This is a genomic window from Blautia sp. HA9023, from assembly GCF_056504095.1.
Window position 1 is genome coordinate 714,700 of record NZ_JBWLUR010000008.1, and the last position, 15,034, is coordinate 729,733.

10 protein-coding genes are annotated in these 15,034 nt (G+C 44.1%); 5 read left to right on the top strand and 5 right to left on the bottom strand.

The genetic code is table 11. The features are described from left to right. Positions 1 to 51: 51 nt before the first annotated feature. Together AC04Q6_RS13285 and AC04Q6_RS13290 are read right to left on the bottom strand one after the other, a co-directional pair. Positions 52 to 2,724 carry a sensor histidine kinase gene (locus AC04Q6_RS13285; RefSeq protein WP_118071210.1) on the bottom strand — a complete coding sequence of 891 codons (2,673 nt, stop codon included), beginning with the start codon at positions 2,722 to 2,724 and terminating at the stop codon, positions 52 to 54. A 43-nt stretch (positions 2,725 to 2,767) separates the two neighbouring features. Continuing rightward, complete coding sequence (locus tag AC04Q6_RS13290) at positions 2,768 to 3,469, bottom strand: response regulator transcription factor (RefSeq protein WP_021976682.1); 702 nt, start codon at positions 3,467 to 3,469, stop codon at positions 2,768 to 2,770. 312 nt (positions 3,470 to 3,781) lie between these two features. Between AC04Q6_RS13290 and uvrB the strand changes: the two genes are divergently transcribed. Continuing rightward, positions 3,782 to 5,770, top strand: coding sequence for an excinuclease ABC subunit UvrB (gene uvrB / locus AC04Q6_RS13295; RefSeq protein ID WP_021976681.1), 1,989 nt, complete (start codon positions 3,782 to 3,784; stop codon positions 5,768 to 5,770). A gap of 86 nt (positions 5,771 to 5,856) precedes the next feature. On the opposite strand, the gene AC04Q6_RS13300 is transcribed toward uvrB, so the two are convergent. The 3 genes from AC04Q6_RS13300 to AC04Q6_RS13310 all read right to left on the bottom strand — a co-directional run bounded on the left by AC04Q6_RS13300 (position 5,857) and on the right by AC04Q6_RS13310 (position 10,576). Beyond that, positions 5,857 to 7,062, bottom strand: coding sequence for an Ig-like domain-containing protein (locus tag AC04Q6_RS13300; RefSeq protein WP_476389722.1), 1,206 nt, complete (start codon positions 7,060 to 7,062; stop codon positions 5,857 to 5,859). Between the two features lie 117 nt (positions 7,063 to 7,179). Beyond that, entirely contained in the window at positions 7,180 to 8,775 is a 1,596-nt protein-coding gene (locus AC04Q6_RS13305) for a response regulator (RefSeq protein ID WP_242981952.1), read from the bottom strand. Next, positions 8,750 to 10,576 carry a histidine kinase gene (locus AC04Q6_RS13310; protein ID WP_476389723.1) on the bottom strand — a complete coding sequence of 609 codons (1,827 nt, stop codon included), beginning with the start codon at positions 10,574 to 10,576 and terminating at the stop codon, positions 8,750 to 8,752. Before AC04Q6_RS13310 ends, AC04Q6_RS13305 begins: the two co-directional genes overlap by 26 nt. 245 nt (positions 10,577 to 10,821) lie before the next feature. Here AC04Q6_RS13310 and AC04Q6_RS13315 point away from each other — a divergent pair, with 245 nt between their 5' ends. The 4 genes from AC04Q6_RS13315 to AC04Q6_RS13330 all read left to right on the top strand — a co-directional run bounded on the left by AC04Q6_RS13315 (position 10,822) and on the right by AC04Q6_RS13330 (position 15,027). After that, the gene (locus AC04Q6_RS13315) at positions 10,822 to 12,057 is read left to right on the top strand and encodes an ABC transporter substrate-binding protein (protein ID WP_021976677.1); all 1,236 of its coding nucleotides are present in this window, start codon (positions 10,822 to 10,824) and stop codon (positions 12,055 to 12,057) included. Positions 12,058 to 12,135: 78 nt separating this feature from the next. Further along, positions 12,136 to 13,014, top strand: coding sequence for a carbohydrate ABC transporter permease (locus AC04Q6_RS13320; protein WP_021976676.1), 879 nt, complete (start codon positions 12,136 to 12,138; stop codon positions 13,012 to 13,014). A 12-nt stretch (positions 13,015 to 13,026) separates the two neighbouring features. Continuing rightward, positions 13,027 to 13,881, top strand: coding sequence for a carbohydrate ABC transporter permease (locus AC04Q6_RS13325; protein WP_288787854.1), 855 nt, complete (start codon positions 13,027 to 13,029; stop codon positions 13,879 to 13,881). Positions 13,882 to 13,917: 36 nt separating this feature from the next. Further along, positions 13,918 to 15,027 (top strand): glycoside hydrolase family 172 protein, encoded by a 1,110-nt coding sequence (locus AC04Q6_RS13330; protein WP_021976674.1) that lies wholly within the window; start codon positions 13,918 to 13,920, stop codon positions 15,025 to 15,027. Positions 15,028 to 15,034 lie beyond the last annotated feature (7 nt).

The following is a 15,034-nucleotide window of genomic DNA, read 5'->3' on the forward strand; positions in this document are numbered from 1 at the left end:
GACACCGGATGTATATATCATCAGGGTTTCAGCTGCTGTTTTTATGTGTATTTAGAAGAGCGGATCATCTGACCCGGATAAATCTGCGGGAGATATTTTCTGCGGAAACTTCAGGCATACTTTAAAGAGATCACCGTCCAGATAAAGCTCAAAAGTTCCACCCTGAAGCTGAGTCAGGCTCTGGGCAATGGACAATCCAAGTCCGCTGCCCTCTGTATTTCTGGCAACATCGCCGCGGATAAAACGTTCGGTCAGTTCTTCGGCAGGGATATTCAGAGGCTGTGCAGAAATATTTTTCAGAGTAAAGATAACCTGATCATGTTTCAGAAGTACTTCGGCATAGACTCTTGTATTTTCCATGGCATATTTCAGGATATTGCCGAAAAGATTTTCAAGAATACGCCACATACGTCTGCCGTCGGCAGAGATCATGGCCGGAGTATCCGGGAAATGCGTCATTAACGTCAGATGCCGGTCTGCCAGACGTTCTTCAAATTCTCCCATCACCTGATAGAGCATTTCCACAAAATTGATATCAGTCATCTCCAGAGTCAGATTTCCGGTGCTTGCTTTGGAAGCTTCCACCACATCTTCTGTAAGACTTTTCAGTCGGTGAGCTTTTGCGTCCAGGACTTCCAGATATTTCAGGACTTCCGGATCTGTAAAATTTTTTCGTTTCAGAAGATCCACGTAATTGATGATGGAAGTCAGTGGTGTTTTCAGATCATGAGAAACATTGGTAATAAGTTCTGTTTTTAAGCGCTCATCTTTCAGACTTTTTTCTACGGCAGCATCCAGGCCGTCACCGATACGGTTGATATACTGGGCCATTGTTTTCTGATCTCCATGAAGCTTTTCTTTCGGGATCTTGTAAGAGAGTTCTCCATCCGTGATCCGCTTCAGACCATCAAGGAGAAGTTCCCGGCCAAGGGCTGTTTTGTAGACGAAGAAAAGTGCACCAAGATCCAGAAGAAAGAGAAGCAGAAATATCACAAACCAGCCATCAGATGCAGAAACCAGGATACTGAGGAAAAATTCAAGAAAAAGAAATATGCCAAGTGCTAGCAGCATACGGATCCGGCTGATGGTGTTTCTGGAGAAAAATTCGATCAGTTTACCGGCTTTCTGAAGGCACAGAAAGAGAAAATGCAGGCATTTGCGAAGCAGGCTGTTTTTCCAGAGGGTGTGTGCCTTGACTCTGCGGATCAGGCTTAAGTAACCGGTCCAGAACAGGCAGGAAATCAGAAAGATGATTATTCCAATGATGATCATGGAAGCGATATGGTTACTGGTGTTATACTGCAGATTTAGCCCTGTGGTTAATATGCCAAGTGCCGGGATACATACAAGTACTGTCGCTATTTCGGTATAGATCCGGTCAAAAAAGTTCAGATCCGGTTGCGTATTGCCTGTATTGGAGTTATCGGAATTCCTTCTTCCTGTATGGACAGTAAGCCAGATAAAATCTGCGATAAAGAGAAGAAAGCTGATCACGGAGATTACAGCAGCCGGAATAAATAAAGTACGGTAAGTCTGAAAATACTGTTTCGCAGTCCGGATGGAATCATATGCAGGAAGGCTGGTGTCATCAATCCAGGCAAGGAAGCTGCAGTTTTCATCATATGTGGAGTTTCGAAGGCAATCGATCCAGTTCCCCACAGAGGGGCTTGCAGCTGCGGAAAGGTTCAGATTTGTAAGACCGCCCTGAGTATCTTTTTCATCTCTGGCAGTGTCATTGACATTAAGGAGCACATAAGGCTTTTTGATTGAAAAACCGGAAATATGAGTCAGATCGGAAGTATAGCTGGCATCTGTGTTTGTGAAGATTTTTTTTGATATATTATCCGTATAGGCATAACGGATATTGGATTGCGCACTGTTGTATTCATCCAGTGCCTGAGAGGCCACAGTCCAGTTGGAAAAAAGCTCCCGGGCATTAGCAAGCTGCTCAAAGGCATCGGTCAGAGTTCCTTTGAATCTTCTGTTTTTTGATGAAGTGGAATTCATATAATCCAGAAGACTGTCATATCCTTCCGGTGCACAGGGAATTTCAAGGCTTGGAGTGAGCATATCTGCCACATCGGTGTAAACTACATTTCCATTTTTGCCGGTAATGTTTTTCAGAGGTTCCTGTGACTGAATTCCTTCGTCTGTATATTCAGCTTTCAAAGAAGAAAGAATCCGTTTTGTCCAGTCATTGTGGGAAATTCCTTCGGATTTCAGAGCACCTGGAGTGGCGTTTAACTGCAGGGTTCCATTTTCCAGAGCTTTTTTGAAATCAGAATAGTACATATATTTTGTTTCGCCTTCCGGGGTGGTGAGCCCCAGGACGATCCAGTCATCATTGGAAGTGATACTCTGCGAGCTCCATTCCTTAAGATCGTTGAAGGAGTAGGCAAGTCCGGAAGTGTTTTTAAAGGAGAGAGAATCTCCGTTATAAAGTTCTCCGAGATCAATGTATGCGCTTTCGGCTGTTTTATCCAGGATTTCCCTGGCAGAGATTCCGGTCAGGATCGCAGAAGCTTTTGAGTAGAAGTTGTCAGCAAAAGCAGAAGTCTGGAAATAATCTTTTGTTTTCAGATCATCCACAGAGTCCATCTGGATACCCGCCCGAATCACCAGTGTCGCTGAAAAGAACATGATCAGAGGCAGGATCAGAGCAAGGACAAGAGCAGGAATTCCCATGAGCGATCTGCTTTTTCCTACAGGTTTGTTTGTATTCATAATACCCCTTTCTGAAGTGCGAAGACTTCATGTACCGGATGGTTTACCGGCTCAGTTTTTCGATTTTGTAACCCAGTCCCCAGACAACTTTCAGATAACGGGGTTCTCTGGGATTGATCTCGATCTTTTCACGGATATGGCGGACGTGGACAGCTACTGTGTTGTCTGCTGCCAGAGCGTCTTCATTCCAGATACTTTCATAAATCTGTGTTGTGGAAAAAACACGTCCGGGATTTTTCATGAGAAGAAGGAGAATGTTATATTCAATAGGTGTCATACGTACAGGCTCGCCGTCTATCAGAACTTCTTTTTTATCGTCATTTACAGTAAGTCCGCCAGTTGTATAGATATGTTCTGATGTGGCAGATGCGGCTGAACCAAGCTGTGTGTATCGACGCATCTGAGATTTCACTCTTGCGATCAGTTCCAGCGGATTGAAAGGTTTGGTGATGTAGTCATCCGCACCGATGTTAAGTCCGAGGATTTTGTCCGTGTCCTCAGATTTTGCGGACAGGATAATAATAGGCAGCGGATTGCTTTCCCGGATCTTCACGGTTGCCCGGATCCCGTCAAGACGGGGCATCATTACATCAATGATAAGAAGATCCACTTTTTCTGTATGGAGGATATCCAGGGCTTCCTGCCCGTCATAAGCTTTCAGAATGTGATATCCCTCCTGTGTAAGATAGATTTCAATTGCCTCCACGATGTCTTTGTCATCATCGCAAACAAGTATGTTAGCCACTTTTTTGTACCTCCCTGATGTTCTTAGAATAGCAGCCGGAAATTAAGACGAAAGGGGTAAATTCTTAAGATTCCATGAAATCTATTGTACTATATCACATAGGGAGTGTAAATAAAGCGCATGGATTGTTTGTGAAATGAGAAACTCATAGTATGCACAGCAACTCTCAAAAAAATATGAAAGCGCAGAACAAACATTCGGTTTACCCTGTACTTTTTTTATATAGGATGATATACTGAAAATATAACCATACTAAAAGAAAACTACCTTAATTTTGGATAAATGAAATTTGATTAAAACAGGAGAAATCACATGGATCATTTCAAATTACACTCCGAATACCAACCCACCGGCGACCAGCCTCAGGCAATCGAGAAACTGGTCAGGGGATTTAAAGAAGGCAACCAGTTTGAGACTTTGCTTGGTGTCACCGGCTCCGGTAAGACCTTCACCATGGCGAATGTCATTGCCCAGTTAAACAAGCCAACTCTGGTACTTGCCCATAATAAAACACTGGCGGCACAGCTTTACGGCGAGATGAAAGAATTCTTCCCGGAAAACGCAGTAGAATATTTTGTCTCCTACTACGATTACTATCAGCCGGAGGCTTATGTCCCGTCCACAGATACCTACATCGCTAAGGACGCATCCACTAACGATGAGATCGATAAGCTCCGTCTCTCCGCTACAGCAGCCTTATGTGAGCGCAAGGATGTGATCGTGGTTTCGTCGGTATCCTGTATCTATGGCTTAGGTGCACCTCAGGAGTTTTTTGATATGATGATCTCTCTTCGCCCTGGAATGGAGAAGGACCGTGATGAGGTTATCAAACAGCTGATCGATATCCAGTACACAAGAAATGAGATGGATTTTCATAGAGGAACTTTTCGGGTGCGTGGCGATGTGCTGGAAATCTTTCCAGCTAACTCTACAGACCGGGCAGTGCGTGTGGAATTTTTTGGCGATGAGATCGAGCGGATCACAGATATCGATGTGCTTACCGGTGAGATCAAAAGTGTGGAAAGCCATGCGGCGATTTTTCCGGCGTCCCATTATGTTGTGCCTCAGGAGCAGATCCGCCGTGCGGCAGATGCCATCCTGGAAGAGATGAAACATCAGGTGGAATATTTCAAAAGTGAGGACAAGCTGATCGAGGCCCAGCGAATTGCCGAGAGAACCAACTTTGATGTGGAAATGATGAAGGAAACAGGATTCTGTTCCGGAATCGAGAATTATTCCAGACATCTGACCGGGCTTGCACCGGGGCAGCCGCCGTATACACTGATGGATTACTTCGGAGATGATTTTTTACTTATTATAGATGAGTCCCATAAGACAGTTCCCCAGGTTGGCGGTATGTATGCCGGTGATCAGAGCCGTAAACAGACACTGGTGGATTACGGCTTCCGACTTCCGTCTGCCAAGGATAACCGTCCATTGAGCTTTGATGAATTCGAGAACAAGCTTGACCAGGTAATGTTTGTATCTGCGACACCGGGAGAATATGAATATGACCATGAGCTTCTCCGCGCAGAGCAGATCATCCGTCCTACAGGGCTTCTTGATCCGAAGGTGGAGGTGCGTCCGATCGAAGGACAGATCGATGATCTTGTAGCAGAGGTAAATAAGGAAATTGAAAAGAAAAATAAAGTCCTGATCACGACCCTGACCAAACGTATGGCAGAGGACCTTACCGATTATATGAAGGATCTGGGAATCCGTGTCCGATACCTTCATTCAGATATTGACACTCTGGAGCGTGCGGAAATCATCCGCGATATGCGCCTGGATGTGTTTGATGTGCTAGTCGGGATCAATCTTCTGCGAGAAGGACTGGATATTCCGGAGATCACGCTGGTAGCGATCCTGGATGCAGATAAGGAAGGCTTCCTTCGTTCGGAAACATCCCTGGTACAGACTATCGGCCGTGCTGCCCGGAACAGCGAAGGCCATGTGATCATGTATGCAGATAATATGACAGAATCCATGGAAAAAGCAATCTCGGAGACAGAAAGAAGGAGAGCGATACAGGAGGCTTACAACAGGGAGCATGGCATCACTCCAACCACGATCAAGAAGGCGGTCCGTGATCTGATCGCTGTTTCGAAGAAGGTGGCAGAGACAGAAGTGAAGCTTAAAAAGGATCCGGAATCCATGAACCGAAAAGAACTGACGAAGGTGATCGCTCAAGTAGAGAAGCAGATGCGTGCTGCGGCAGCAGACCTGAATTTCGAGCAGGCTGCTGAGCTGAGAGACAAGATGCTCGAATTAAAAAAGAATTTGGAAGAATTAACGGAATAGGCTGCGAAGCAGCTGACAGTACAACACCCCTGGCTGTTACAGCCAGGGGTGTTGTCGGGTATGCTCGATCTGTTTTTGGGAAAAGCTTATTTTGTAGTTGAAAAGCCCAGGGAGCGCAGGGTGATGCCGGAGCCCTTGAGAAGATCAGCCCAATATGGAACAGCCATATCCAGAGTGTCGTTGGCAAGCTCGGAAGCATCTTTTTGTGTCAGGACCTCATAAGGATCTGTAAGCTTCTGGAAGTGGAAGGATAAATTAGAGGATTCATTCCTGATGGCGGAAAGCGGAGCGGAGCTGCTCATAGTGGCGATCAGTGTACCGGATTCATCATCAGGAAGTATGCTCATGTAAAAATAAAAGTTTAAGGAAGCCGCAGTAGAATTCATCGGGAAAGTCAAAGTAATATCACTTTTTAAATCATCATGGCTGGAAAACCGGAAATAGAATTTAAAACTGTTGTTTTTTGGAATGTATGTGATACTTCGATATTCATCTACGGAAACCTGCATAGAAGAAGATGAACCCAAACCGCCTAAATCCATATCGATTTTTTTTGATTCATCGTGTGTGTTAAGCTCGATTTTCACGCTTCCATCACTGGTCTTTTTGCCTTTGCTCAGAATGTGGTTTTTTAATTTTATGCCGGGCTTCGGAGCTGCGGTAGGGGTTGGTTTTGCCGGAGCAGCAGTAGGGGCTGGTTTTGCCGGAGCAGCAGTGGGAGCTGGCTTTGCTGGAGCAGCTTTTTTCTGTATCTTAACCTTGCAGACAAAGCGGATTCCGTTTACCTGAGCAGTAATTGTAGCATTTCCTGCAGATCTTGCAGAAAGCCTGCCTGCTTTGTTTACAGTGACGATTTTGGAATTGCTGCTCTTCCAGGTGATCTTCTGATTGGTACCGCTAAGCTTCAGCTGGTATGTCTGACCGACTTTCAGAGTTACTGCGGTTTTGTTCAGCTTCGGGGCTTGTACAGTGACTTTGCAGGTGTATTTCCTTTTGGAAACGGTTCCTGTAATGGTGGCAGAGCCTTTAGCCTTAGCCTGAAGCTTGCCAGCTTTGTTTACAGCGACGATCTTGGAATTGCTGCTCTTCCAGGAGATCTTCTGCCCTTTTTTGAGACCGGTGATCTTCAGTGTTCTGCTCTGCCCCTTGATCATGGTAAGCTTGGAAGAACTGATCCTGGGAGCGGCCTCTGTAACACAGACTGTGCCAGGCAGAATTGCCGATTCTGCCGGAAGAATGGCCAGTACAAAGACTGTTATCAGAGATATCAGGATTTTTTTCCATTTTTTCATAGCAATCCCTCCTTCGAAAAAATATGATGGTTCTCTTTATTGATTGATTATAAGTAAAATTCCGGAGAAGGGCACTGGCATTTGTGCCAGTAACTTTGTTATAAAGAAGAGAAGAAGTTATGTATGCTGTTCCCGATAGGCGGAAGGGGTGATCCCCATTTTCTTTTTGAAGCTGGTGCTGAAATAATATTGATTGGCATAACCACATTTCAGGCTGATCTCCTTCAGACTCATAGTAGTCGTAGTCAGGTAACGGGCGGCTGCGGAAATTCGCTGAGATGTGATAAAGTCACTGAGACTGATTCCCTGATTTTTTTTGAAAAGAGCACTTAAATAAGCAGGGCTTACATTGGCAGAGGCAGCAATATCATTGAGGCAGAGCGTATTGTCAGTGTAGTGTTCGTTGATATAGGAAATCACCAGTTCACAGAGCTTCTGGTGATAATCATTCATGGAGGAATCAAGCTTCCGGCATAAAAGATGGCACAGATCCTTCAGCCATTGACATAGCTCTTCCGTATTATGAAACTCATTTATGTGGTTGTAAACATACAAAATTTTAGCTTCAAGGTCATGCGTATCCAGATTTAATTCATAGAAAAATTTCAGGATCCGGCCAAGAAGAGAATAAATCTGTATGAAAGCGAAATTCTTTGTGCGAAATTTCTGAGTGAGCCAGTCGGAAAAATTCTGAAACCAGAGATCTATGGCAGCGGTATCCTTTTTGCAGAGAAGCCGGATCAGTTCATCCTCCTTTGTATCTGAAAAATCTGCAACAGACAGATCGGAACCCAGAGCCTCTCTTCCGTCAAAGATATTCTGATGCGGGAAAAAGAATCTGTATTCCAGTGCATGTACGGCGCTTTTATAAGAATGGTTCAGGTTCCAGAAATCCTGGACAATTGTTCCAATACCTGCGTTGAGAGAAAGTCCCAGTGGCTGGCAGGCATCTGCGATTGAGGAAATAAGTCCGCTGGTAAGCTGGCGGAAGCTGTTGGACTGACAGCCGCTGTGTCCCAGAATGCACAGATAGCCATCCATATCCGGGAGAAGATACACAAAATCAAGAGAAGCGGTTTCCTCAGTTATCAGATCCTGAAGGTTGAAAAGCTCCATCTGAAACTTTTCAATCCCGTAAACAGCTTTTAGATCCGGAGCATTTTCAAGCTCCAGAATAACAACTGCATAAAAATCATAATTCAGCTCCAGGTTCAGATACTTAAGATAAGGCTTCAGCCGGTAGGCTGCTTCAGAAGACGGAAGGTGTGTGATCTCGCGGAAAAATTTTTCCGTAAGAAGAGGCCTGCTTTGTTTCAGAAGCTGGAGATTTTTCTGTTCCTTTTCCATCAGTGCAAAAGCGTTTTTTACCTTCTGGATAAGATAGGCATAATCCAGAGGCTTTTCGATATAATCCAGAGCACCGAGGAGCAGAGCGCGTCTTGCATATTCAAATTTATCATATGCACTGATCAGGATGATCTTCACCATAGGATTGATCTCAAGAGCTTGACGGCTCATGGAAATGCCGTCAAGATCAGGCATTTCAATGTCAGAAATGATCAGATCTGCCGGTTCTTTTTTCATGGCTTCGATAGCAGAGGTTCCATTGTAGCAGACATGGATGATCTCTGCATTCAGCGTTTCCCAGTCTATGTTTTTTTCGATACCTTCTGCAGATAAGTAATTATCATCTACGATCATTATTTTTTTCATCGATATCTTCCTCCATCTGTTCGAATTCAATGGTGACGTATGTGCCGTTTCCGGGGTTGCTGCGGATCCTTACGGAACCGTTTCCGTATAATGGGTTGGAAATACGGGAACTTACGTTGGAAATTCCAAAATGCTTCTCATAATCAATAACATTATGCTCAATAGCATGGCGCAGCTGTGCAAGGGTTTCAGAGTCCATGCCGGCACCGTTGTCCTCAATGGAGATCACAACCGTATCATCGCCATAAAGAACATGGATCGAAATGAAAACAGCTGGTGTGCCCGAAGAAATCCCGTGCAGAATGGAATTTTCGAGAAATGGCTGAAGTGTAAACTTGCAGATCAGGAAATTTTCGATTCCATCTTCTGCTTCGATCTCCCAGTCCAGATTATCTTTATGACAGAGCTTTTCCATTTCCAGATAAAGCCGGGCAATTTCCAATTCATCTTTAATAGGAATAAGTTCCTTTGATTTACGCAGGGTAAGACGGTAAAAGGCAGTCAAATCTGCGATCATCTGATCAGCAATGTCAAGCTTTCCAAGGGACTGGCAGGTACGGATCGATCCCAGGATATTGTAAAGAAAATGCGGATTGATCTGTGACTGGAGCAGCTGGTATTTCAGACGTTCTTCGTTTACGGAAAGATTTACAATGGATTTCAGGTTTCCGGCTATTGTGTGCTGCATATCTTCAAAGGTGATGCCCAGTCTGTCAATCTCATCATACCTGGAAGGATCATCCGGGTGGGGAACAGTAACGATAGATAGATGTTCCGGGTCATGTCCCAGCTGAAAGGCTTCCATTGCATAGGAAAGTGCAGTGATCTTCCGGGTAAGATTTTCGGAAAACAGGATAACGATGATAACAGTAAGGGGCAAAAAAATAAGGACAGTGATCAGTAAGGCACGGATCAGGATGTGCGTGTTGCCCTGAATATAGCTTTCCGGGATTTCGGTAACATGGAGCCAGCCATTGCTTAAGGTGCAGCAGTTATAATATTTGTCGCCGCTGTGAAAAGAAGAATCTGCATTTTCTTTGAGTTTCTGAAACTGTGCTTTGGAAATTTCGGATAAATTCAGTGAGGATGTATTTTTCGCTGCAATCTCTCCGTGATCTGTGAGAATGTAGCTGTATATGCGGGAATCCAGAGCAGCAGGCTGCAGATAAGTGGTAAGCTCTGAGGTGTCCAGAGCAATGCCGTAGGCGTATTCCAGAATACCGGTGGCCTGATTTTTCAGTGCCCGGACGCAGAGGATTACATCGGCAGATGATTTTTTTGTGGACAGTATTTTAGGCAGAGGCATATTGGAAACCGGTATCCAGACAGAGGAAAAGCCTGAACCGGAAACAATATTTTTATCCAGACCATATGCAGAAAGCTCATCTGTGGAAAAGAAGTACAGGCCTTCTTTTGAACCGAGCTGAGCGGGCTGCAGAAAAACATATATATGGAAGAAATCGAATGTGGATTTATACAGCGAAATATTGTTTTTCACAGCGGTGAATTTTTTCAGTGCATCTACCTTATTGGAGGAAGAATGATTTAGGGAGTACATTTGAAACTGTATGGTATCTGCTACATTTTCAACCTGGCCGAGGCGGTCGTTCAGCTGAGAGACCAGCTGCTTGTCAGTCATTACGGCAGAATCGATGATACGATCTCTGGCAATGTTATAGGAAATGTGATAGCTGATGAAGGTCAGGGAAATCAGAGGTACCATAGTTGCGATCAGAAATGCGAGCAGGAGCTTATAGCGAAATGAGGAAAAACTGGGTGGGATACATTTGTGGAATTTCATAGTACATACTCTCCTTTATGTCAAAAACAAATTAATGAAACCGAATCCAGCTGTGAAAAAAGCCGTTACAAATATAGATTATATAAAAGGATTATAAAAAATTAACAACAAAAATACAAGAGAACGAAAAATAATATAAATAAATCATAAAATATTGTATTTAGAATGAGGGGGCTCTCTGGTATCCTTAAACCATCAAAAACAGGTGTGGACAAACACGAAAATGTCCAGAAAGGAAGAAAGATATGAAGAAAAAAGTAATGAGTGCAGTTTTGGCAGCAGCGATGGTTGTGGGTATGGCAGGTAACGTGGTTACTGTTTCCGCAAAGGAAAAATATGATCTTACCTTATACAGCGTCAACACCACAGACCCGGATTTTGAGGACTGGCTTGCAAATGTGGAAGATGCCACGGGCCTGAACATTAATGTAATTGCGGCACCTACAGATACAGATACCCGTCAGCAGAAGATCACCACAATGCTTTCCACAGGAGATACTTCCGTGGATGTCATTGAGATCAACGATGAGATGAGCGCGGCATTTAAAAATTCCGGATGGCTGGAAGGACTGAATGATACAGTAATGACAGATGATATCATTGATCAGTTTGCTCAGGGATATGTAAAGGATATGATCACAGATAAGGACGGAAACATCGTCGGTGTTCCAGGCTATGCAGGATATCTTGCATTCTGGGTAAATCAGGAGATCATGGATGAGGTCGGAATCAAGTCCATTGATACAAAAGAGGACTTCATGAAGTATATGAAGGCTGTTTCCAAGGATGGAAGATTCGGTTACGGCGGTTCCTGGGAGAAAACTTATGCATTTAACGAGCTTGCACAGTTTGTAAACATGTTCGGCGGCGATTATTTTGACTGGACCAAAGAGGAAAACAAGGAAGCGGTTCAATTCCTCCATGATCTGGTTGCTGATAAAGAAACCTCCATTGAGCAGATTGCTGATAAATATGATCAGATGAATCCGAAGATCAATGACGGAAAATACGGATGCTGGTTTATGTGGGGCCTTGGAACAGATTATGCAAAGGCAGATATGCTTGGCGCAGATAAGATCCACATGGAAATGGTACCGGATTTCAGCGGTAAGGGAGAGCGTGCGATCTTTACAGATTCTTGGAACTATGTTCTTAACAAAGCATCCAAGAATAAAGATGCAGCTGTGAAATTCCTTCAGTATATGGCTGATGAAGGCGGAATGGAAGCTTCCTATAAAGCATTTGACAGATATCCTGCAAGAAAGGATGTTGCAGAGAAGGTAGTTCCGGATTCTGACCCGGCAAAAGAAATGTACAGCAGATATGCAAATGAATGCAATGTACAGGGACGTCCGATGGTGGCACAGACAATGGAATTTATCACCGATATGGGAACGATCTTCCAGTCCTGTATGAAAGACGAGATCACAGTTGATGAGTTCTGCAAGAAGGCTCAGGATGTGGTAGATATGTATAAGTAAAAGATATAAAAAAACAGCAATGTAAAGCAGAGGTAAAAGTCTGCTTTACATTGCTTGATGAACAGGGAGGAAAGTTCCATGACAATAAGTAAAAAAACTATGAAGTGGATACCATGGCTTTTGATCCTGCCGGTTGTACTGATCAGAGGCTTTACAACAGTATATCCCATTCTGATGACTGTGAAAAACAGCTTCTTTAATATCAGTATCCTTGCAGGTATCAATGAATTTATAGGCTTCAAGAATTACCTGAAGGTATTTTCTGATCCTAAAGTGCTTACATCGATCAGCTTTACGGCAATATTTGTGGTTGTTTCCATGATCCTGCATGTGATCCTCGGAGTTATCCTGGCACTGATCCTGAATATGAAATTCAAAGGCCGCCGTTTTCTGAGGACTATTGTGCTGATCCCATGGGCTATGCCAGCAGTAGTAGCCGGTATGGCTGCAAAATGGGCATTTAACAATGATTATGGTCTGATCAATGATTTTATCCGCTGGTTTGTACCGGGATACCAGAACAGCTGGCTGATCAATACAGGTACTGCAAGAGCAGCGGTAATTGCAATGGACCTGTGGAAGGATCTTCCGTTCTTTGCAATTCTTGTACTTTCCGGACTTCAGTTTATTTCCGGCGATATCTATGAGGCAGCAAAGGTAGACGGTGCAAACGGGATTCAGAGCTTTTTCCGGATCACACTTCCGCTGATAGCAAAAAATGTCCTGACTTTATGTATTCCGTTCACACTCTGGAGACTGACAACCTTCGATCTGGTTTATTCCATGACATCCGGAGGTCCTGGCGAGGATACTGCGCTGATCGCATATAGGATCACAACAGAAGCATTTACAAATCTAAACGTAGGATATGCTTCGGCGCTGGCTATGCTGCTGTTTGTTGTAATGGCGATCTTCAGCTGGCTGAATATACGTGTTATGAGTAAGTTTGACAGTTAGGGGGGAATTATCGTGAAGAATACAGGAAAATATAATGTTTATCATGGAGTGATAGCTGTTGGAAGATGGGTTCTGTTTGCCATTGTGGCTTTTCTGATCCTGTTTCCGGTCTACTGGATCTTTATTTCTTCGATCACACCGGCAGGAGAACTGTTTAAAACACCGATTGATTATCTTCCGGATCATCCCACACTGGATAGCTACACATTTCTGCTACAGAATGTTGGACTGCTTTCAAAGATTGGAAACACCGTACTGATCGTCGGTCTTACTCTTGTGATCAGCACCGTGCTGTGTGCAATGGCAGCTTATGGCTTTTCAAGATTTAACTCAAAGGGAGTTTCTGTTGCATTTGCATTTGTTCTGGCTACCATGCTGATCCCTGAGGTTGTTACAGCCCGCCCGCTGTATGAGTTTATGCAGAAGGTAAAGCTGTATGATACATATCCGGGACTTATCCTTCTTTATATCAGTACCGTTATACCGTTTACGGTTCTGATCCTCAGAAACTTTGTCGGTGAGATCCCGATCTCACTGGAGGAGGCAGCTGCTATTGACGGCGCATCTTTTTCACAGAGACTGTTTACGATCGTTCTGCCGCTGATGAAGCCGGCGATTGCTACGGTTTGCATCATCAACTTTATTACCTGTCTGAATAACTTTTTCACACCGTTGTTTTATTCAAATGGTATTCAGGTACTTTCTGTTTCCATCGTACAGCTTCCGTTACGTGACAACATGTATGGAGTTCCGTGGGATCTTGTCAGCGCCATGGGATGGATCATCCTTCTTCCGATCATTATCTTTGTAGCTGTTTTTGAGAAACAGATCATGGATGGTATCATGGCAGGTGGAGTAAAAGCGTAAATATTTTTAATTTCCAAAAGAGAGGAGAAAACAGATATGTATCAGGCATTTACAGGCGGACTGGGAGGAATCGCACTTGCAAAGCATGGAAAAAGCCGTGCGATCAACGCAGAAAATCCTCATGGAGAAAAAGGCAGAGGCGGTATGGCTGCAAGTCATCTCGGACCGTCCAGAAAAGGAAGCCCGTGTCTTAAGGATATTGAGCCGGGAGCTGTGGTAACTCTGGCAGAAATGGAAGGACCGGGACAGATCAATCATATTTGGATCACCGTTGATAACAAGACTACAGAGGCAGATTGCTTTGTACTGAGAGATCTTGTGATCCGTATGTACTGGGATGACGAGGAAACTCCTTCCGTGGAAAGTCCTCTGGGTGATTTCTTCTGCTGCGGATTCGGAAGAGAATGTTTTGTAAATTCTGTTCCGGTGGCTGTTGTTCCAAACAGGGGCTTTAACTGCTATTTTCCGATGCCGTTTAAGAAGAAAGCAAAGATCACACTGGAAAACCAGCATGCAAATAAAATCCCGGCTTTCTTTTATCAGGTAGATTACTGTCTCTATGATGAGCTTCCGGACGATATTGCTTATTTCCATGCGCAGTGGAGACGGGAACGGTTGACAGAAAAAACAAAAGATTATACAATTTTGGATGGAGTAAAAGGAAAAGGCCATTATATAGGAACCTACATGGCACTTACCACACTGGAACGTTACTGGTGGGGCGAGGGAGAAATGAAATTTTATATTGACGGAGATGAGGAGTATCCGACCATCTGCGGAACAGGAACGGAAGATTACTTTGGGGGTTCCTGGAGCTTTGCCAAACAGGTGGATGGAAAAACCGTGGAACAGAATTATAACACACCATATCTGGGATATCCGTATTATTCTGCCCATGACGAACTGATCCACAATTTTTATCATAATGATGACTGCCCGCCAATGAGAGGCTTTTACAGATGGCACTTACAGGATCCGATCTGCTTTGAAGAGGATCTTCGCGTTACGATCCAGCAGATAGGCGTCGGATACCGTGGCCTGTTTGAACGACAGGATGATGTGGCAAGTGTAGCGTACTGGTATCAGACACTTCCTCATGCACCGTTCCAGCCGTTGATGTCAAAAGAGGATAGATGGCCCAGATAAAAAGGGT

Bases quoted from the DNA above. Each gene is read 5' to 3' on its own strand.
- AC04Q6_RS13330 (WP_021976674.1), top strand. From the start codon at position 13,918: ATGTATCAGGCATTTACAGGCGGACTGGGAGGAATCGCACTTGCAAAG.
- AC04Q6_RS13300 (WP_476389722.1), bottom strand. From the start codon at position 7,062: ATGAAAAAATGGAAAAAAATCCTGATATCTCTGATAACAGTCTTTGTA.
- uvrB (WP_021976681.1), top strand. From the start codon at position 3,782: ATGGATCATTTCAAATTACACTCCGAATACCAACCCACCGGCGACCAG.
- AC04Q6_RS13310 (WP_476389723.1), bottom strand. From the start codon at position 10,576: ATGAAATTCCACAAATGTATCCCACCCAGTTTTTCCTCATTTCGCTAT.
- AC04Q6_RS13285 (WP_118071210.1), bottom strand. From the start codon at position 2,724: ATGAATACAAACAAACCTGTAGGAAAAAGCAGATCGCTCATGGGAATT.
- AC04Q6_RS13305 (WP_242981952.1), bottom strand. From the start codon at position 8,775: ATGAAAAAAATAATGATCGTAGATGATAATTACTTATCTGCAGAAGGT.
- AC04Q6_RS13320 (WP_021976676.1), top strand. From the start codon at position 12,136: ATGACAATAAGTAAAAAAACTATGAAGTGGATACCATGGCTTTTGATC.
- AC04Q6_RS13315 (WP_021976677.1), top strand. From the start codon at position 10,822: ATGAAGAAAAAAGTAATGAGTGCAGTTTTGGCAGCAGCGATGGTTGTG.